The sequence below is a fragment of the Bacillus sp. BHET2 genome (genome assembly GCF_005938125.1).
Classification (GTDB): Bacteria; Bacillota; Bacilli; order Bacillales; family Bacillaceae_B; genus Rossellomorea.
The window spans coordinates 876,401-896,293 of the sequence record NZ_VCQN01000001.1 but is presented as its reverse complement, the minus strand read 5'-3'; the positions used below and the strand labels follow the sequence as shown (position 1 = coordinate 896,293).

Annotated in this window: 22 protein-coding genes and 1 pseudogene; 17 read left to right on the top strand and 6 right to left on the bottom strand. The window is 40.2% G+C overall.

Translation table 11 applies throughout. From position 1 onward, the window contains the following. Positions 1–12: 12 nt before the first annotated feature. Positions 13–1,065, bottom strand: coding sequence for a selenide, water dikinase SelD (gene selD / locus FGG79_RS04705; RefSeq protein ID WP_138776582.1), 1,053 nt, complete (start codon positions 1,063–1,065; stop codon positions 13–15). 236 nt (positions 1,066–1,301) lie between these two features. On the opposite strand from selD, the pseudogene FGG79_RS22345 reads away from it, so the two are divergent. Then, positions 1,302–1,487, top strand: a pseudogene (locus FGG79_RS22345) (Rdx family protein); the annotation flags it as partial. A 56-nt stretch (positions 1,488–1,543) separates the two neighbouring features. Here the strand turns inward: FGG79_RS22345 and FGG79_RS04695 are convergent. Then, positions 1,544–1,936, bottom strand: coding sequence for an Hsp20/alpha crystallin family protein (locus FGG79_RS04695; RefSeq protein ID WP_138776580.1), 393 nt, complete (start codon positions 1,934–1,936; stop codon positions 1,544–1,546). A gap of 101 nt (positions 1,937–2,037) precedes the next feature. Between FGG79_RS04695 and selA the strand changes: the two genes are divergently transcribed. Then, positions 2,038–3,450 carry an L-seryl-tRNA(Sec) selenium transferase gene (gene selA, locus FGG79_RS04690; protein ID WP_138776579.1) on the top strand — a complete coding sequence of 471 codons (1,413 nt, stop codon included), beginning with the start codon at positions 2,038–2,040 and terminating at the stop codon, positions 3,448–3,450. Positions 3,451–3,503: 53 nt separating this feature from the next. Here the strand turns inward: selA and FGG79_RS04685 are convergent, their stop codons facing one another. After that, a complete protein-coding gene (locus tag FGG79_RS04685; RefSeq protein ID WP_138776578.1) occupies positions 3,504–3,641 on the bottom strand; it encodes a small acid-soluble spore protein P in 138 nt (45 codons plus the stop codon). 117 nt (positions 3,642–3,758) lie between these two features. Here FGG79_RS04685 and FGG79_RS04680 point away from each other — a divergent pair, with 117 nt between their 5' ends. From FGG79_RS04680 to FGG79_RS04645, 8 genes are all read left to right on the top strand, one after another. Next, positions 3,759–4,019, top strand: coding sequence for a hypothetical protein (locus FGG79_RS04680; protein ID WP_138776577.1), 261 nt, complete (start codon positions 3,759–3,761; stop codon positions 4,017–4,019). A gap of 575 nt (positions 4,020–4,594) precedes the next feature. Beyond that, positions 4,595–7,306, top strand: coding sequence for an aconitate hydratase AcnA (acnA, locus tag FGG79_RS04675; RefSeq protein ID WP_138776576.1), 2,712 nt, complete (start codon positions 4,595–4,597; stop codon positions 7,304–7,306). Positions 7,307–7,453: 147 nt separating this feature from the next. Beyond that, the gene (locus FGG79_RS04670) at positions 7,454–8,041 is read left to right on the top strand and encodes a peroxiredoxin family protein (RefSeq protein ID WP_138776575.1); all 588 of its coding nucleotides are present in this window, start codon (positions 7,454–7,456) and stop codon (positions 8,039–8,041) included. Positions 8,042–8,224: 183 nt separating this feature from the next. Then, the gene (locus tag FGG79_RS04665) at positions 8,225–8,371 is read left to right on the top strand and encodes an FbpB family small basic protein (protein ID WP_138776574.1); all 147 of its coding nucleotides are present in this window, start codon (positions 8,225–8,227) and stop codon (positions 8,369–8,371) included. Positions 8,372–8,476: 105 nt separating this feature from the next. Further along, positions 8,477–8,620, top strand: coding sequence for an acid-soluble spore protein N (locus FGG79_RS04660; RefSeq protein ID WP_138776573.1), 144 nt, complete (start codon positions 8,477–8,479; stop codon positions 8,618–8,620). An 83-nt stretch (positions 8,621–8,703) separates the two neighbouring features. Continuing rightward, positions 8,704–8,931 (top strand): small acid-soluble spore protein Tlp, encoded by a 228-nt coding sequence (gene tlp, locus FGG79_RS04655; protein WP_138776572.1) that lies wholly within the window; start codon positions 8,704–8,706, stop codon positions 8,929–8,931. Positions 8,932–9,114: 183 nt separating this feature from the next. Further along, the gene (locus FGG79_RS04650; RefSeq protein WP_138776571.1) at positions 9,115–9,531 is read left to right on the top strand and encodes an acyl-CoA thioesterase; all 417 of its coding nucleotides are present in this window, start codon (positions 9,115–9,117) and stop codon (positions 9,529–9,531) included. 93 nt (positions 9,532–9,624) lie between these two features. After that, positions 9,625–9,930 carry a hypothetical protein gene (locus FGG79_RS04645; RefSeq protein ID WP_138776570.1) on the top strand — a complete coding sequence of 102 codons (306 nt, stop codon included), beginning with the start codon at positions 9,625–9,627 and terminating at the stop codon, positions 9,928–9,930. 63 nt (positions 9,931–9,993) lie between these two features. Here FGG79_RS04645 and FGG79_RS04640 read toward each other — a convergent pair whose 3' ends face one another. Next, complete coding sequence (locus FGG79_RS04640; RefSeq protein ID WP_138776569.1) at positions 9,994–10,284, bottom strand: HesB/YadR/YfhF family protein; 291 nt, start codon at positions 10,282–10,284, stop codon at positions 9,994–9,996. 129 nt (positions 10,285–10,413) lie between these two features. Between FGG79_RS04640 and FGG79_RS04635 the strand changes: the two genes are divergently transcribed. Then, entirely contained in the window at positions 10,414–10,674 is a 261-nt protein-coding gene (locus FGG79_RS04635; RefSeq protein ID WP_138776568.1) for a hypothetical protein, read from the top strand. A gap of 76 nt (positions 10,675–10,750) precedes the next feature. Here FGG79_RS04635 and FGG79_RS04630 read toward each other — a convergent pair whose 3' ends face one another. After that, positions 10,751–11,911 carry a CapA family protein gene (locus FGG79_RS04630; RefSeq protein WP_171050804.1) on the bottom strand — a complete coding sequence of 387 codons (1,161 nt, stop codon included), beginning with the start codon at positions 11,909–11,911 and terminating at the stop codon, positions 10,751–10,753. A gap of 263 nt (positions 11,912–12,174) precedes the next feature. Beyond that, on the bottom strand, positions 12,175–12,759 hold the full coding sequence (gene plsY, locus FGG79_RS04625) for a glycerol-3-phosphate 1-O-acyltransferase PlsY (protein WP_171050803.1): 585 nt from the start codon (positions 12,757–12,759) through the stop codon (positions 12,175–12,177). A 214-nt stretch (positions 12,760–12,973) separates the two neighbouring features. On the opposite strand from plsY, the gene FGG79_RS04620 reads away from it, so the two are divergent. The 6 genes from FGG79_RS04620 to parE all read left to right on the top strand — a co-directional run bounded on the left by FGG79_RS04620 (position 12,974) and on the right by parE (position 19,893). Continuing rightward, positions 12,974–14,272, top strand: a complete 1,299-nt coding sequence (locus FGG79_RS04620) for a purine/pyrimidine permease (RefSeq protein ID WP_138776565.1) — start codon at positions 12,974–12,976, stop codon at positions 14,270–14,272. A 199-nt stretch (positions 14,273–14,471) separates the two neighbouring features. Further along, a complete protein-coding gene (locus FGG79_RS04615) occupies positions 14,472–15,449 on the top strand; it encodes an ABC transporter ATP-binding protein (RefSeq protein WP_138776564.1) in 978 nt (325 codons plus the stop codon). Then, positions 15,446–16,102, top strand: coding sequence for an ABC transporter permease (locus tag FGG79_RS04610; protein ID WP_138776563.1), 657 nt, complete (start codon positions 15,446–15,448; stop codon positions 16,100–16,102). Before FGG79_RS04615 ends, FGG79_RS04610 begins: the two co-directional genes overlap by 4 nt. Positions 16,103–16,124: 22 nt before the next feature. After that, the gene (locus FGG79_RS04605) at positions 16,125–17,024 is read left to right on the top strand and encodes a glycine betaine ABC transporter substrate-binding protein (protein ID WP_138776562.1); all 900 of its coding nucleotides are present in this window, start codon (positions 16,125–16,127) and stop codon (positions 17,022–17,024) included. Positions 17,025–17,225: 201 nt separating this feature from the next. Beyond that, entirely contained in the window at positions 17,226–17,633 is a 408-nt protein-coding gene (locus tag FGG79_RS04600) for a CoA-binding protein (protein ID WP_138776561.1), read from the top strand. 289 nt (positions 17,634–17,922) lie between these two features. Further along, positions 17,923–19,893, top strand: coding sequence for a DNA topoisomerase IV subunit B (gene parE / locus FGG79_RS04595; protein WP_346764015.1), 1,971 nt, complete (start codon positions 17,923–17,925; stop codon positions 19,891–19,893).

Below are 19,893 nucleotides of genomic sequence, written 5' to 3'. Positions count from 1 at the left end.
ATCACCGCTTTTTTATTTCTCTACCCTTATACTCCATGGCTGCTTCGATCTTACGCGACCAATGATGCTTGCTGAGATCGAGTGATGTCGTAATTCTTCAACATACTCCTCTCCCTGGACCTGGGGTAGACTTACTAACAAACCTCCTGAAGTGATTGCATCGCAAAGAATCCATTGATCTTCAATAGTGAGAGATGATTCATAGCTCACAGTTTCTTCTAACCATTTGTGGTTTGCTTTTGATCCACCTGGAATAACGCCTTGAGTTGCTAATTCTCTTGTTCCTTTTAATAGTGGGATGGAGGAGTAGGAAAACTCCATTGACATATTACTCCCCTTGGCCATTTCAAAGGCGTGACCCATTAATCCAAAACCCGTCACATCTGTCACTGCACTTGGATTATAGGTTTTGAGGATCTCTGCAGCAAATTTATTCAACATGCTCATAACCTCGATCACAGAACTTTCTTGTGCGGGCGTTACCTTCTGACGCTTGATCCCTGTTGTTAGAATACCTACTCCTAATGGTTTAGTCAGGACAAGAACGTCACCTTCTTTGGCTCCGGTATTTGTCCAATACTTTTCAGGGTGAACGATTCCTGTTACACTAAGGCCAAATTTAGGTTCTTGATCATCGATGGAGTGACCTCCGACTGTTACAGCACCTGCTTCGACCACTTTACTTTGTGCACCAGCAAGGATCTGTGCTAGCACTTCACTCCCAAGTTTTTTAATCGGAAAGCCGACAATGTTTAAAACGGTTTTCGGTGTGCCACCCATTGCATAAACGTCACTTAGTGCATTGGCAGCTGCGATTTGTCCGAATTGGAAGGGGTCATCGACAATCGGGGTAAAATAGTCAACGGTCTGAACCATGGCAAGATCATCTGTCAGCTTATATATACCGCCATCATCGGATGATTCGCTTCCTACTAATAATGCTTCTGTATATGGTTGAGGGGGTAGTTGACGCAACACGTGCGCCAAGTCACTAGGACTAAGTTTGCATCCTCAGCCAGCTTTTGATGAAAGTTCAGTTAAACGGATAATTTCTTCCTTGCTCATTCATTTCACCCCTTTATGTATGAATAATTCTATTGTACAGGATAAAAATACAATTGAGCAAAGAAGAACTGAAAGTACGATAACGTAAAATCTGAATATGAATCATTTGCACATGTTTTTTCTCTACTATAAAATAGTACTTAAAGGGAAAACGCTTTCATTGAAGAAGGAGGCAGATATAAATGAACAGAGTCAACATGACGATTGAATTTTGCATGATGTGAAACTATGCACCCAAAGCCGCGAGTTTCGCGGAACAGTTGTTCAATCATTTCAGGTCAAACATTAAAGAATTAAAGCTGATACCATCCTCTGGAGGAGCATTTGAAATTTCCGTAGGGGAAGAGAAGATTTACTCGAAGCTGGATATCGGAGTGTTTCCTGATATCAACCAAATCATTTCCGACATCGAATCTTTATAAACAGAAAAAAGGTCTGAGTAAATGCTCAGACCTTTTTTCTGTTTAGAGAATGATGATTACTCATTCGATAAGCCCTGAACCCGGATTATAAAGGAAGATGATGTGGAGCATTCCTTTTTAGGGACATTGATTTCAATTGTATGATGCTTAATGGAGTAGGTGATTGCCCGCTTCTTTAAACAAAAAGGAAAACGAATGGATCGTTCCCTGATTTTCTTTTCGTCCTTCATCAGTATTGAAACGACCAATTGTGAATCCTTTTTCTTGATGATTAATTCCTCGGGACAAACATTTTCCGTTTCGATTTCTATAATTAACGATTCTGTTGTATCCAGAAAATCAACTCGGAATTCTTCCTCATCCAGTTGAACCATAGCAGGGTCCAATAGCCAATCTTTCATATTCTCCTCCCAATTCTCTAAGTAGAAATCCTCCTTTTCTTTCCCCATTTACACTTGACCCCCAACGATTCTTTTACACATTGTATTCGTTCTAAAGTAATTGGTGAGGATGTTATACTAGATGTAATGAATAAAAAGGGGGGGCAATCATGAAACAACTAGTCAGACACATACCATCCATCCATCAATTTCAGCAAGCTACTCAATTCCATAGACTCCTTCATCAGCACAATCTCACGGAAGAAAGAGGGACGAACCTCTTGAAAATAGTGATAAATAGCTATCGGGACACCATTCTCACTAATGATTGGGAAGGGCCACATCCATCGTCAGAAGACTTTGTTGACATGGTATTCACTGAAACAGAAGTGCTTATACAAAAGGTATATTCACCATCACTACGAAAGGTCATCAATGCAACGGGAACAATCCTGCATACGAACCTTGGTCGAGCCCGGTTAGGTTCTGAAGTCATTCAACAAATTACAGAAGTTGCCGGTCACTACAGCAATCTTGAGTACGATGTTGAAGCGGGGAGGAGGGGATCAAGGCATTCTCATGCAGAAAATTTCGTATGTGAGTTGACAGGAGCAGAAGCAGCCATGGTTGTAAATAATAATGCAGCGGCTGTCTTTCTTATACTATCTGCACTCGCAAAGCAAAGTGAGGTGATTGTCTCAAGAGGTGAGCTTGTGGAAATCGGGGGATCATTTAGGATATCGTCGATTATGGAGGAAAGCGGAGCGGTTCTTACTGAGGTAGGTACAACGAACAAAACGCATTTGCGGGACTATGAAGAAGCAGTCAATGAAAAGACTGGCATGGTTATGAAAGTTCATCAAAGCAATTTCTTCATGAAAGGTTTTACTGCCTCTGTAGCTACCGCTGACCTCGTTCAGTTATCCCGTCAGCATTCACATGTTTTATATTATGAGGATTTAGGCAGCGGAGCTCTTTATGATTTCGGAATATTTGGCATTGGAAAAGAACCAGTCGTAAAGAAAGTCATTCAACAAGGTGTAGACCTGGTATCTTTCAGTGGTGATAAATTATTGGGCGGACCACAGGCTGGTATCATCGCCGGTAGAAAACAATGGATCGATCAATTAAAAAAGCATCAGCTTGCCCGGGTACTCCGAGTCGACAAAATGACCTTGGCCGCCTTGGAGATGACCCTTTTACATTACTTAAATGGAGAAGCGGAGAAGAAAAATCCGACAATTAGGGCCATTAGCCAAAATGAAGAAGAAATCTTCAGTCAATCTCTTCAGTTTGAAGAGCGGATGCATAATATGACAACGGGAATCATCTCAGAAATAATAAAAGGAAAGAGTCGGGTTGGTGGAGGGACGATGCCAGACGTAGAACTGGATACTTATTTGATTTCGGTCATTCACAAAACGCTTTCTTCACAACAACTCCATGATAGACTCAGAAAAGGAAACCCTTCCATCGTGACTCGAATTCAAGAAGATAAAGTTGTGTTCGATTTACGTACCGTGTCCCGGGAAGAGCAAATAGAAATTATCCAGGTATTGAAGAATATACATTCACTACAATGAAAGGGAAAGCAGGCTCGTTGTAAAAACAAGACCTGCTCTCCCTTTTATCAGCATTACATATCGTGATGGCTATGTTGTTTTTGTCGAGAATGATTACTGTTTTTCACCTTGTGAGATCCGCTTAATGGTTCCTGTTGCCCCGATTGCTTAGGAGCATTTTTACGCATATCCTTGCTATCATTTTTGTTCATGAATCATCCCTCCTACCTTTAGGATGGTTTGGAGTAATGCGGTTTATACCTATGTATAAAACTCGAGTATTTTGACCATACTAAAAAGGCTAATTTCAGAAAAAGGAGAGATGATTCATGCCTTATCATAAAAATAAACAACAAGCATTTCAAGCAGTAGACCAAAGCGTTACAGATGTACAGAATACCATAAATGAACTTGTATTAGATGGAGCAAGCTACGGTACTCAACTGGCTCACCTTAAGAATGAAGTGAATGAAGCGTATCAACAAATTAAAAATGCATTAGAGGTAGCTTCAGATACTCAGAGGGCACAGCTTCAACAATTCAAATCCGATTTGTCTTCTATTGTGAGCGAAGTGAATGGAGAAGCTTAGGTAAAGATAATAAATAAAACCCCGTCTGTACTTGTTTCACAGACGGGGTTTTATTTTGGACCAAAAAGGGTAGTGGAAATAAAAGGAGTGACTACAGGGGACAAGAAATACGCTTTTCCCCCTTTGTCTGTCTTCTTGACACTTTATTGATTGGTTTATTCTTTTTTTGAAGATTGATTTCGTAAACGTTGTTACTATTTAAGGTTGCGAGTGCTGATTGACTCCTTCTAGAAGTGCACGATGTTTGTGAAACCATTTGTATCACTTCTATAAGACCAGAAAGCCACCTTTCATAAGACTTCAGTAGAGGAAACGGCTAACAGATTTATTTTATCACTATAATGATTTTGTTGTTGTGAAACTAATTGTCATGGGTGGAAATGTTGGTATACCGATATTTTCATTGAAAGCAAAAGGAAATGAATCATTTAGATAAGTAAAACTTATCAAAAACAATAACTTTATTGTTATTTACTTATGTAATCGCTTGTATTAAGATGTAAATGTGAGAAAAGTTCGTTTAGAACGAAAACTTTTCGACTTATTGTTTGATGTAGTTTAGAGGGGGAATCGAAATGGCAAAGAACGATGTATTTAATGCACGGTCTTCTTTCGAACTAGAAGGAAAACGTTATCATTATTATCGTTTAAAATCGCTTGAAGAAGCAGGAATTGCAAAAATTAATCGCTTACCTTACAGTGTGAAGGTATTGCTAGAGTCTGTACTTCGTCAATTTGACGGACGTGTGATTAACAAAGATCATGTTGAAAACCTTGCAAATTGGGGATCTACAGAAGTGAAGGATGCGGAAGTTCCTTTCAAACCTTCACGTGTTATCCTACAAGATTTCACTGGTGTACCAGCAGTAGTTGACTTGGCATCTTTACGTAAAGCAATGGCTGACATCGGTGGGGATCCACAGAAGATCAATCCTGAAATCCCAGTCGATCTTGTTATTGACCACTCTGTACAAGTTGATAAATATGGTACAGCAAATGCACTGCAAGCCAATATGGACCTTGAGTTTGAACGAAATGCAGAGCGTTATCAATTCCTTAGCTGGGCACAAAAGGCATTTGAAAATTATCGTGCTGTTCCACCAGCAACGGGTATCGTTCACCAAGTAAACTTAGAATATCTTGCAAATGTCGTCCACGCTGTTGAAACAACAGAAGGCGATTTTGAAGCATATCCTGACACGTTGGTTGGTACCGATTCTCATACTACTATGATTAATGGTATCGGTGTCCTAGGCTGGGGTGTAGGTGGTATTGAAGCTGAAGCAGGAATGCTTGGTCAACCTTCTTACTTCCCAATCCCTGAAGTTATCGGTGTGAAATTAACAGGTGAGCTTCCTAATGGAGCAACTGCTACCGACTTAGCTCTTAAAGTGACGCAAGTACTTCGTCAAAAAGGTGTAGTAGGAAAATTTGTTGAGTACTTTGGAACAGGTGTAGCAACATTACCGCTTGCTGACCGCGCGACAATTGCAAACATGGCTCCAGAATATGGCGCTACTTGCGGTTTCTTCCCAGTGGATTCAGAATCCCTGGATTATCTTCGCTTAACAGGTCGTGATGAAGATCACATCAATATGGTAGAAGAATATCTAAAGAAAAACGAAATGTTCTTCACTCCTGAGAAAGAAGAACCAACATATACAGACGTAGTGGAAATTGATCTTTCTGTTGTGGAACCAAACCTTTCTGGACCGAAACGTCCACAGGATTTAATTCCTCTTTCTGATATGAAAGAATCTTTCCATAAATCCATTACGGCTAAAGAAGGCGTTCAAGGCTTTGGTCTAGATGCATCTGAAATTAACAAAACGGCTAAGTATTCAACAGAAGATGGTAAAGATGTTGTCATGCCTACTGGTGCGATCGGAATCGCTGCCATTACATCATGTACAAATACATCTAATCCATACGTTATGTTGGGTGCCGGCTTAGTTGCGAAAAAAGCAGTGGAGCTTGGAATGGATGTTCCAGATTACGTGAAGACATCTCTTGCACCGGGTTCTAAAGTTGTAACTGGCTACCTTAGAGATTCAGGGTTATTGTCTTATCTTGAAGATATCGGATTTAACCTGGTAGGATACGGTTGTACTACATGTATCGGTAACTCTGGTCCACTTCGTCCTGAAATTGAGAAGGCTGTATCAGAAGCAGATTTACTATTAACATCTGTGCTTTCAGGTAACCGTAATTTCGAAGGACGCATTCATCCATTAGTGAAAGCAAATTATCTTGCTTCACCACCACTTGTTGTTGCATACGCTCTAGCAGGTACTGTGGATATCGACCTTCAAAAAGATTCATTAGGTAAAGATAAAGATGGAAATGACGTCTTCTTTAAGGACATCTGGCCATCACAAGATGAAGTGAAAGATGCTGTCAAAGCAACCGTTACTCCTGAATTATTCCGTAGAGAATATGAGCATGTTTTCTCTGAAAACGAGCGTTGGAATGAGATCAAAACAAGTAACGAACCACTTTACAGCTTTGATGACAACTCAACATACATTCAAAATCCATCATTCTTTACTGGATTGGCAACAACTCCAGAAGATATTGAAGGATTAAATGGACTTCGTGTTGTTGGTAAGTTCGGTGACTCTGTTACAACGGACCATATCTCGCCGGCAGGTGCTATCGGGAAAGATACACCAGCAGGAAAGTATCTTCGTGCGAACAATGTTGAACCTCGTGACTTTAACTCGTATGGTTCTCGTCGTGGTAACCATGAAGTGATGATGCGCGGTACATTTGCAAACATCCGTATCAGAAATCAAATTGCTCCTGGTACAGAAGGTGGTTTCACTACTTACTGGCCAGAAGATGAAATCATGCCTATGTATGATGCGTGCATGAAATATCAGCAAAACGGCACTGGCTTAGCTGTGCTTGCAGGAAAAGATTACGGTATGGGATCTTCTCGTGACTGGGCAGCTAAGGGTACCAATCTTCTTGGCATCAAGACTGTTATCGCTGAAAGTTATGAGCGTATTCACCGTTCAAACCTTGTAATGATGGGTGTACTACCTCTTCAATTCAAGAAGGGTGACAGCTCTGAATCTCTAGGACTAACTGGTAGAGAAACAATTTCTGTCAATGTAACGAATGATGTGAAACCTCGTGATATCTTAACGGTGACAGCAGTAGCTGAAGATGGTACAACAACTGAATTTGATGTACTGGCTCGTTTTGATTCTGACGTAGAAGTGGATTATTACCGTCATGGTGGAATCCTGCAAATGGTTCTACGTAATAAATTAAAAGCATAATGCATACTTTAAGCTCCGGGGGTTCCCGGAGCTTTTTTCTATTCCAAGGGTAATAGTCCTTTGCAGCTTCCGAAAAGGCATGTCTAAATAGAGACAAGCTTACATAAGATGATAGTACCATCATTCCTATGAGGGGAGCGCACTGCTTTGAAAGCTATTTTCGGTGTTTTGCTTGTCACTTTATTAGTCTCTGCATTCTATATTGAAAACAAATCAGACCCAAATGCCTTTATGGAAAATACGTTTCAACAACCTGAGGCGTATAATCAATTAATCGATATAGAAGAAGGAGAAGAATCAGTCGCAATTCCTGCAGAGAATTTTGCTGGTGCGAATGTCGGAGATAAAGCGATTGATTTTAAACTTGATACTTTATCTGGAAGCTCGATTACACTTTCCGAATTGAAGGGCAAGAAAGTTGTACTTAATTTTTGGGCGACCTGGTGCCCTCCATGTAAGGATGAAATGCCCATTATTGAGGAGTATTACAAGAAATTCGGTAAAGACATTGAAGTGTTAACCATCAATATCGATCCTCAATACAACGTCAAAGAATACCAAAAAGCATTGGGATTAACGTTCCCCATCCTGTTAGACACGGATGACAAAATTAACAAAGCCTACAACATTCTGACCGTACCAACCACCTTTATTATCGACGAACAAGGTATCATCACCAACAAACAAATCGGTGCCATCACCAACCTTGAATCCTTTACTGCATTAATCAAATGAGGGACGGACCTTCTATTTTGTTTTAAACGTTGACTCTTCCGCACTGTGGAGGGACGGACCTACACTTTGCTGAACAGCTCTGCTCAATCGGGTAATCATTCCTTCTATTGTGACCTTTGTTTAAAATATCTGACATTTGGATATACTACTTATACAACCACAATAGAAAGTGAGGGGATTGAAATGCGCAGACCACGGAAGAAATCATTTGCAGATCTTGTGAAAGAAAATAAGAAACAGCTCCTACTAGATCATGATGCGATAGATGCTATTGAAGAGCGAATTGATGCAAGGCTCGAAATAAAACGACCAATAGGCAAAGCCGAGTAAGTAATTACGAGGCTTATTTTTTTTGCTTTGGAAAGAATACTGCCAATTATTACGCCTTTTCTTCCTTCCCCTTTTGGAAACCATACTAATAAAGGGGTGAAGTTTATGAGTAATTCAAAAGGAAGTCCGAATCATTTTGCACCAAACCACATTGGCACACAACCTAGAGCAGCAGGTGGCAACAAAGGAAAACAGATGCAAGACAAATCAGGTAAGCATGCACAGGTAATTCAAACCAAGGGTGAATAGCATTTACCTTTGAATTAATATTTGGTTGGATTGGACGTAAAGGTCCGTCCCTCATCACAAAGATTCAACAGGAGGAATGCAGGATGGCTTGGGAAAAGCAGAATAGGGACAATCGTAGTGATAATGTTGAGAAGCTTCAAGGTATGATTCAACATACGATAGAAAATATCGACAGGGCAGAAGAGTCCATGGCATGTACTGACAGTGAAGAACAGTTACAGTCAATTCAAGCCAAGAACGAACGACGCAAAGAGAGTCTGCAAGCTTTCCGGAGCGAAATAAAAGACGAAGCGAACCAAATGAAGGAATAAATGATCGATCAGATCACATGACCCGGACAGAAAAGCTTATAATATAGGCATATCTGTCCGGGTCATATTATTGAATATTATCCTCTTCGAAAGGCTTTCGTAATGGTAAGCGAATTGGTTCATTGCGTACAACAACTATGGTAAAATGAATAATGATAATCATTAGATGAAGAGGGTGTAAAGATGCAGATTGCTGAAAAAACGATCGAAGTACGCTATGCAGAAACAGATCAAATGGGCGTTGTGTATCATGCAAACTATCTTGTTTGGATGGAATTGGGTAGGACACAACTTATTGAAGATCTTGGATTCAAGTACTCTGATATCGAAAAAGAGGGAATATTATCTCCCGTGATTGATCTTAATGTAAGTTATAAATCCCCTGTTCGATACGGGGAAAAAGCGTTTATCAAAACATGGGTAGAAGCATACGATGGACTGCGTATCACATATGGTTACGAAATATATAATGGACAGAACCAATTGGCCATCACAGGTCAATCGAAACATGTTTGCGTTAAACAGGAAAATTTCCGTCCGGTTTCCATTCGAAAAATGTTCCCCCATTGGCATGAAGCATATGAAAAAGCCAAAAAATAAGAAAAAACATCATTACATATACGATGAGGATTCATTTAGATTCGTTTATTCCTGGGTCATACATTCGGATAATGAGGGAGAGGAAGTTGCCCAATGGCATTCGGCTTACACAAACAGGAGCTTTGGGATTGGAAGCGACGAGTAAAGCGTGGTGAAATCGCGTTCCTTACTCATTATTGGCTTGATGATCGATTTCCCAATGCACGTTCTGTTACAAAAGTGGGTTGCTCTAATATCAAGACTTTATCTCAGTGGGGAGAGAAATACGGATTGAAAAAGGAATGGATCCACGAGCGGGAAGACGGATATCCCCATTTCGATCTAATAGGCGATATTCAACTCGACATCCTTCTGAAAGAGGGACTCCATGAGCATATCGCTCGTTTTCTTACTAAATGAGTGATTTGGAGTCCAAGGGAGCAAACAGGAAAAGGCTGGCACTTGCCAGCCTTAGAAACTACATTATTTTTTGTACTCGTATGAAGGTTCTTGAAGCAGGTCGTCAAACTCCACGTACAAATCATGACCATCAAAGAACCACAAATCTCTTTCTTCAATAAAAAACTCCCGGTTATCAATTTCAATTCGCTCCCCGAGATCAACAGGTTCGTCTTTATTCACTCCTAATGAAAAGCTATCATGCAAAGGACTGGAACCTCCGTAGCGTACATAAAAACGAACTTGCTCGCCTTTGTCGACAAGCATTTCATCTTTAAACCACTTAAGAGCTTTGGTTGAAATATGTATTTTCATTGATGAGACTCCTTTCTCTACGGGTATTTTCCAGAGATCTTTTAGATTTCTGGACAAAGAAGGTTTCATTACATAGTATATACATAGTAAAGTCGGAACATCTACTAATACGCATAAAGGATGAGAAGAATGAAGACACAAGCATTATTATATTACATAGGTGCATTTATATTTTCCGGTCTAAGTGTATTAACTTTCTTACAATTGCATAAAGCGAGCGATCAAATGGAAGCAGGTTCGTTTATCATGATCGCTGCACTTTGTTATTATGGAATGGTCACTTTATTCTTCAAGGCAAGCCGTAAAACATTCTTTATCGTTAATGGGTTATTGGCTATATTGGCTCTTGGTGGCATCTTCTTTAATTCAATGATATTTGGAGGACATTAATAAAGCGAGCTCTCTCTTTTAGAAAGCTCGCTTTTTATATGTCTAAACGCATGAAAGGTAAGTGAAACTATCCTTCTCACTGGGGTAAGCCATTCACCATATGAGAGACCATTTCTTCTTCTGAATGCCGAATCAACCCTTTTTTTTCGGCAAAATCGAGAGGATAGATTCGGTAGTTATTGTAGTGGTTTTCTGAAACAAAAGTAGGGTGGAATTCAATGGACGGATACGTAATTTTTGAACCGCTCGGACTCATCGTTTTTTCTACCTGAACAGTGACCATTCCCCCGATATCTTTGAAATCGTCCTTTTGCCCGGATAGGAAGTTACCTAACGAATAAATCACGATGGCTTCACGATCGTCACTCGTTTTGTACGTTTGAATTGGTTGAAGTACATGGGGGTGATGTCCGAAGATGATATCTACTCCATTATCGGTCATCAACTTTGCCAGCCTTTCCTGTTCTTTGGTCGGGAAACGTTGGTATTCATTTCCCCAATGCAAACTTAACACAATGACATCAATATCCATTCTTTTGGCTTTCCTGATTTCTTGAAGCATTTTTTGTTCGTCAATTAAGTTCACTAAATAATCTTTTCCTTTTGGAACAGGTATTCCATTTGTTCCATACGTATAAGAAAGAAGGGCAAGCTTAATTCCATTCACGTTAAAAGTACGAATTCTATCTTTGTCTTCTTGATTTTTAAAGGAACCTACATATGGCATGGAAATCTTTTCGTAATAGTCAATCGCACTTAGTAATCCTTTTTCTCCTTGATCGAGGGAATGGTTATTAGCAGTTGTCACAGCGTCTACACCGACATCCTGCAGGGCTTTCACGATTTCTTTGGGACTATTGAAAAGCGGATAACTTGAAATGCCGAGTTCAACACCACCTGGAGTTGATTCCTGATTGGCAATCAAGAAATCGGGAGTGGATAGCATCTCTTTAATAGGCGAAAACATTGGGGTAAAATGATATCCGGTATCATCTTTAGCGTCATTATAGACCGTATCATGAAGAAGGATATCTCCAATAGCAGCAAGAGTAGCGCTTGATTTTATGTTTTTTTCGGATGCTTGAACTTCACGTGTAGTATGCAACAATGAAGAAAGATGTCCCTCTGATCTTGACGTGTTATTCCAATCTCCATATTGTTTAATTAGTAGAAATCCCATGACTACTAACAAAGGTACACAAAAGGCTAATCCGATTACCAAGGGTTTTTTATGCATGTTCATCATCCTTTATTTAATCACTACCTCCATTTTACAAAAAAATGAGACTCTAGAGGGGCTTTTTTAGGGAAAATATGAAGAATATGATCATTTTATGTAAACTCACAGCATGTATAATCGTTTTTTATTTTATCTTCTCCCTCATCTTTCTCCAAGGAATGTCAGTGTATACCTGAGCATTGACCTCACAATAAAAAAAGTCACCCTTGCAACAATGAGCCTCCTTCAATAGGAAGCCTGTCGCTTAGGTCACTTTCACATTAAAGCCATTTTATTTTAGGTTCAGTTTTATTTTTGATCCGTGATATATTTGCTCGATGTCTGTATATAACGAAAATGGCCAGAATACCTACAACGATAATCAGAGGGATGTCTCTAGTGAAAATGGAGTACGTAAAAGCAAGAACTGCTGCGATCATCGATGAGAGAGAAACATATTTCGTTGCATATAAACAAATGAAAAAGACTGCCAATAAGATTAAAAATAAGATGGGATCATAGCCTAGTAGGACACCGGCAGATGTGGCAACAGCTTTTCCACCTCTAAAATTTGCAAATAGGGGATACATATGACCAATTACGGCGAACACACCTGCCAACAGCATATGAACGTCACTTGCAAAAATAAGTGGTAAAAGAGTAGCGGCCGTTCCTTTCAAGATATCCATAATGGTCACGACCATTCCCGCTTTCACACCTAATGTTCTGAATGTATTCGTTCCACCTAGATTTCCGCTGCCATGTTCTCGAATGTCTTTCCCATAAAACGTTTTTCCAATCAGTAATCCTGATGGGATAGAGCCTAATAAATAAGATAGTACAAGTATAAGGGCAAAAATCATCATCACTGCTCCTTTGAAAAAATAACTATTTCGCTCTTATTTTAACATGTTTTCCCTTTGAAAGGGAGAATTTTAATGAAATAATTAGTACCTGTTCTTAATGGTAGATGATATTTCATCACCCTCCTCCAATACTCCTCATAAAATAATTTCAGGAGAGGATAAGTATGTTAAAATAGACAGACTTTACATATTTGAAATGAAGGTGTAGACAAAAATGCAACTATTTTTATCAGCGTTACAATGGGTGGCATTCATGGTAGCAGGATCCATCGCAGCACCCATTGCTATAGCGGATTTGTTCCAATTATCTCCTACAGACACAGCTAGTTTTATTCAGCGGACCATTTTTGTTTTAGGAATCGCGAGTCTCATACAGGCATTGTTTGGTCATAAACTCCCCATAAATGAAGGGCCAGCGGGACTTTGGTGGGGCGTATTTGCGATTTATGCAGGATTTTCAGGGACTCTTTACAGTAGTCACGATGAGGTTCTAACCGTGCTACAAGGGGGAATGATTGTCAGTGGCGTTATATTCTTTGTGCTTTCAGCCACAGGTTTACTTAAGAAGTTATCATCTTTATTTACACCAACGATCACATTCATTTATTTAATGCTCTTGATTCTTCAGTTAAGCGGCTCCTTTATTAAAGGAATGTTTGGGATTCAGCATGATGGACAATCCCTTCAACCGCTCGTCTTATTAGGAAGTACCTTGACCATATTAGTGGCGTTATATTTTTCCAGTCACAAACGGAATTGGATTCAGCGATATTCCATCATCCTTGCCATGCTCTCAGGGTGGTTGATCTTTATCCTTATGGGATTGGGAAAAGCTACGACCGTTTCAGACAGTTGGTTTTCATTGCCTGAAGTATTTGTTTTTGGACCGCCGGTATTTGATACAGGTGTCATCGTCACGTCCATTTTCATTACTTTCTTGTTGACAACCAATATGATCGCTTCGATAAGAGTGATGGAAGAAGTTATGAAAGCAAAGGGCCACCCAACATTTGAACGATACACGAGGAGCGGTTTTGCATCAGGGTTGAATCAGCTATTTGGAGGTGTATTTTCGGCAATAGGTTCGGTTCCTATTTCAGGATCTGCAGGATTTGTTGCAGCTACACGTATGTACTCAATCGTACCCTTCATAATAGGGAGCGGAATTATTATAATCATAAGCTTGATTCCGAAAGTGATGAATCTCTTCGCAAGCCTCCCTGCTCCAGTCGGGTATGCGGTGACAACGGTTATATTCATTAAAATGGTGGGTCTTGCTCTTGGGGAATATCGAAAAGAACAAGAGGTGGAAAGAATCCACTTTGTTTCAGGAATCTCCCTTATAGTGGGAGTCGGAGCAATGTTTGTACCAGCTTCTGCTTTTAATGAGATGCCAGTAGTAGTAGCGTCCATACTTAACAATGGATTGATACTCGGAACCATGACGGGGATTATGGTTGAACAGTATATTTTAATGAAGAATAGGAAACAGTCCCAAACCAGTGAACAATAGTTTATTGGTTTGGGACTGTTGGTTTGATGGTTGAATGGAAAAATTCTTACATAATAAAGTATTTAGTATTTACCTTTCGTATTCATCACAAACTATAGGGGGTAAGGCATGTTCTTAGTCAACATGTTTACCTTTTGTCTAATGAGGGTAACCCTTCTATGTTTAGAAAAATTTCTCAGTATATAAAGCAGGTGGAAAAATGATTGAATTTAAAAATATCACAAAAATCTATGAAGATGGCACGGAAGCCATTAAGGGGATCAACTTAAAGATACCAAAAGGTAAGCTGGTTGCTTTAATCGGTCCGAGTGGTTGTGGAAAAACGACTATGATGAAAATGATCAATAAGCTTATTTCTCCATCAGGTGGAACCATTCTCATTGATGGGAATGATACATCACAAACGGATGAAGTAGAGCTCAGAAGGAATATAGGCTATGTAATTCAGCGCATCGGATTGTTGCCTCATATGACCATTGAAGAAAACATCAGTCTGATTCCCCGTCTGAAAGGATGGAAGAAAGAAAAATATGAAGTTCGTGTAGAAGAGCTTCTGAAACTGGTGGGACTTGAACCTGAGGTGTATCGGAAAAGGTATCCATTAGAATTAAGCGGTGGACAGCAGCAACGTGTAGGAGTGATTCGTGCACTTGCAGCGGAGCCTCCTATCATTTTAATGGATGAACCATTCAGTGCCCTGGATCCGATTAGTCGTGAACAGCTTCAGGATGAATTAAAGAGCATTCAAAACACTATACATAAAACGATTGTATTTGTGACACATGATATTGATGAAGCGTTAAAGATTGCGGATGAAATTGCCATAATGAGGGATGGTAAGATTGAACAAATTGCAACCCCATCTGCTCTGTTGAAAGAACCGGCAAATGAATTTGTTCGTGCATTTATTGGAGAAGAAAGACTGAGTCTCAAAAGACCCCATAAGCAAATCATCGAAATCATGGAAGAAAGTACAAACTATCTACTCTTGGAAGAATCGGAATATTCCCTGATCCCTTACGATGCATCCATCCAGGAAGCGGCCAGACTGCTTCTTTCAAGTGAAAAGCAATACCTGATGGTGATGGATAATGATAAAAAAATAGGTGTCGTCACAACAAGTGGAATTCTTCATGCAATTGCCTCACAAGACAGTAAGGAGGCGAGTTCTATATGAACACATTCTCTATATTCTTTATCCATACGATTTCAAATCGTTCCGATGCGATCTTAACGGGATTGCTTGAACACCTTTATTTATCTTTTGTGTCCATATTCATTGCTATAGCCATTTCCCTTCCGCTAGGCATTTACATATCGCGAAAGAAGCAGACAGCAGAATTTTATATTGGCATCACCGCTGTCTTCCAAACGATACCAAGTCTTGCCTTATTTGGATTTCTTATTCCTCTCTTAGGTACAGGGAGCACCACAGCAATCATTGCCCTTACAGTATATGCCCTTTTACCGATTCTCAGAAACACCTATACAGGGATTATCGGCGTGGATGAAGGGGTCATAGAAGCTGGAAGAGGGATGGGTATGACAAATACACAGCTCTTATTTAAAGTAGAGCTTCCCCTTGCACTTCCGTTTATTATGGCTGGTATCCGAACGGCAACTGTTTTGACGGTCGGAGTCGCCACTCTTGCCACCTTTGTAGGAGCAGGTGGACTCGGTGACCTTATCTACCGTGGGCTTTCGACCTGGAATAACGCGTTAGTCCTTGCAGGTGCCATTCCTGCTGCATTACTTGCATTAAGTTTTGACTATTTATTAAAATTACTTGAACGAATGACTACCCCTAAAGGGCTAAAAGCACGAAAATAAACCAATACAAAGGAGAGTAAGTATGAAAAAGAAATTACAAGCATTCATATTATTCATTGTACTATCCATCTTGATCGCAGGTTGCGGAAACGATGGAGGAAAAGACACGATCACAGTCTCTGGGAAAATGTGGACAGAGCAATTCATATTAACACAAATGATGGCAGAGCTTCTTAAAGAAAAAACCGACCTGGATGTAAAGGTGGAAGAAGGTTTAGGTGAAGTGTCGATTCTGACACCGGCTCTTGAAAAAGGAGACATTGACGTCTATGTTGAATATACAGGTACCGGTCTTGAAGCGGTTCTAAAAGAACAAGCCAAAGAAGGTGCTTCAGCAGATGAAATCCTTTCACAAGTACGTAAGGGATATGAAAAAAAGTTTAATGTTACGTGGTTGAAGCCATTAGGATTTGAAAACACCTATACTTTGGCGTATGCACCAGATCAGGACTTTGAGGCAAAGAGTTTCTCAGACCTTGTGCCTCTCTCGAAGGATTTGAGCTTCGGGGCACCCCATCAATTTTATGAACGCCAAGGAGATGGATATGATGCCTTCGCAGAAGCATACGGATTTAAGTTCAAGGAAAAGGAAAGTTTCGATCCGAACATTATGTATGAAGCAGTTAAAAATGGAGATGTGGATCTCATTCCCGCGTTTACTACTGATGGAAGAATTCAACGTTATAACTTGAAAACAACGAAAGATGATAAGGGGTTTTTCCCTCCGTATGATGCTGCTCCAATCATTCGTCAAGAAGTATTAGAAGAGCATCCTGAAGTAGAAAAAGTGCTGAATGAATTAGCAGGGAAGATCTCTGAAGAAGAGATGAGTGAACTGAACGCAAAAGTGGATATGGATAAACAAGATCCAAAGGATGTAGCGCGTGAGTTTCTTATTTCTAAAGGACTGATCGAAAAATAAAATGCAACGAAGTGTCGGGTAAAACAGTGAGTAGCGCATGAAAGAACAGCTCCCTTGTTTTATTCTGGACACTTCGTTTTATTTAGATACTTTTATAAATTTATGAAAAATAAAGGGAAATATGGTATAAAAGCAGAATAGGACTTTAGAAACAGTTTATGAATAATAGAAAAAGGATCAATGAAGGAGTTGTGATCATCTATGGAAAATCCATCGCGCAAGGAAATAGGAGACATCCTCAAACAATCAAAGCGCATTGCAGTAATCGGCTTGAGTGATAATCCAACACGTACATCTTACATGGTCTCTAAAGCGATGCAAGATCAGGGATATGACATTATTCCTGTTAACCCAACTATAGAGTCGGCTTTGGGGGTAAAGGCTGTATCTTCCCTCCAGGAGATTGATGGAACGGTTGATATCGTCAACGTATTTCGCAGGTCAGAGTTTTTACCACAAATCGCGGAAGAATTTGATAAAATCGACTCAAAGGTATTTTGGGCACAACTTGGTGTAATGAACGAAGAAGCATATCGCTTTTTGAAGGAACGTGAGTATACAGTCATAATGGATCGCTGTATTAAGGTTGAACAGGCTTTAACCAAATAATCCTCACTTGTAACAAGCGGTTCTCACCGCTTGTTTTTTTTCTGGAAGATGATGCTTATGTAAGGCTGAAAAAACCAAATAAATAGAGTGAAAATAGTGTTGTTCACGGAAATATCATTTGCGAAAATTAAATAAAACGCTACAATAAGCAATAGTGGTTTACCTCAAATATGCCTAAAACAGGTAAACGAACAAACGTTCTTGTGTTATAGTTAATAGAGACATAACCAATAATAGCTTACAAGAACCAAGCTATTACGGTTAGAGAAGGATTGAAAGGGGAATGTTCGTGGCCAACCAGAATAAGACCATGGATTACAATGATGATGCGATTCAAGTATTAGAAGGTTTAGAAGCCGTCCGTAAGAGACCTGGAATGTATATAGGCTCTACTGATTCAAGAGGTTTGCATCATTTAGTATACGAAATTGTCGATAACTCAGTTGATGAGGCATTAGCGGGCTTCGGGAGTGAGATTATTGTTACGATACATAAAGATAATAGTATTTCTGTTCAAGATAAAGGACGTGGAATGCCTACTGGAATGCATAATCTAGGGAAACCTACCCCAGAAGTCATCTTGACTGTGCTTCATGCGGGAGGGAAATTTGGGCAAGGTGGATACAAAACTAGTGGAGGACTGCATGGTGTAGGTGCCTCGGTTGTTAATGCCCTGTCTGAATCGCTTGTTGTTACGATTGAAAGAGACGGAATGAAATATGAACAGCGTTTTGCAAAAGGCGGTAAGCCTGAAACAACTCTTGAGAAGATCGGAAAGACGAAAAAAACCGGAACCTGTATCCATTTTAAACCCGATACAGGAATATTCAGTAATACGACTTATAATTATGAAACCCTATGTGAACGCCTAAGGGAATCTGCTTTCCTTCTTAAAGGGTTAAAGATTGAACTCATCGATGAGCGTCATGATCAGAAAGAAGTCTTTCACTTTGAAAGTGGAATTCAGGCATTTGTCCAATACTTAAATGAAGAAAAAGATGTCCTTCATCCCGTTGCTTTCTTTGAAGGGGAGAATCATACCATTGAAGTGGAATTCTCCTTTCAGTTCAATGATGGTTTCTCAGAAAATATTCTTTCGTTTGTAAACAATGTGCGTACCAAAGACGGGGGAACCCACGAAGCAGGTGCTAAGACGGCGATGACTCGAGTGTTTAATGAGTATGCCCGAAAAGTAGGCATCCTTAAAGATCGTGATAAAAACTTAGAAGGTACCGATATACGTGAAGGGCTGGCAAGCATCGTGAGTGTCAGAATCCCAGAACATCTTCTTCAATTTGAAGGACAAACAAAAGGAAAGCTTGGAACGAGTGAAGCGCGTTCTGCAGTAGATGCTGTCGTTTCGGAACATCTTCTTTATTTCCTAGAAGAGAATCCAGATACCAGTTCACTTCTCATCAAGAAATCCATTAGAGCGGCTCAGGCACGTGAAGCGGCTCGGAAAGCAAGAGAAGATGCCCGAAACGGAAAGAAGCGTAAGCGCTCTGAGACCGTCTTATCCGGGAAGTTAACGCCGGCTCAATCAAGAAATCCTCAACGAAATGAGCTGTATCTTGTTGAGGGTGATTCAGCTGGAGGGTCTGCCAAACAGGGAAGGGATCGTAAATTCCAGGCAATCCTGCCACTTCGAGGAAAAGTCATCAATACAGAGAAGGCGAAGCTCCAGGATATATTCAAAAATGAAGAAATCAATACGATTATTCATGCGATTGGAGGCGGAGTCGGTCCTGAATTCAATGTAGAAGACATCAATTACGACAAAATTGTCATCATGACCGATGCCGATACAGATGGTGCACATATCCAGGTTCTGCTCCTGACTTTCTTCTACCGCTACATGAAACCATTATTAGAAGCAGGGAAAATATATATCGCACTTCCACCCCTCTACAAAGTGAGTAAAGGGTCCGGCAAGAAGCAAAAGATAGAATATGCGTGGACGGATGATGAGCTTCAAGGTGCCATCTCAAAAGTCGGTAAAGGCTATATGATCCAGCGTTATAAAGGTCTCGGGGAGATGAACGCCGATCAGCTCTGGGAAACAACGATGGATCCTGAAACAAGGGCATTGATCCGGGTTCGCATAGATGATGCTGCCCGAGCTGAGCGACGTGTAACCACGCTTATGGGTGATAAAGTAGAACCGCGGCGTAAATGGATTGAAAGTAACGTTGCCTTTGGGCTGGAAGAAGACGGAAGCATTTTGGAGAATGAAAATATTACGGTCGCAGAGGAGGGGTAA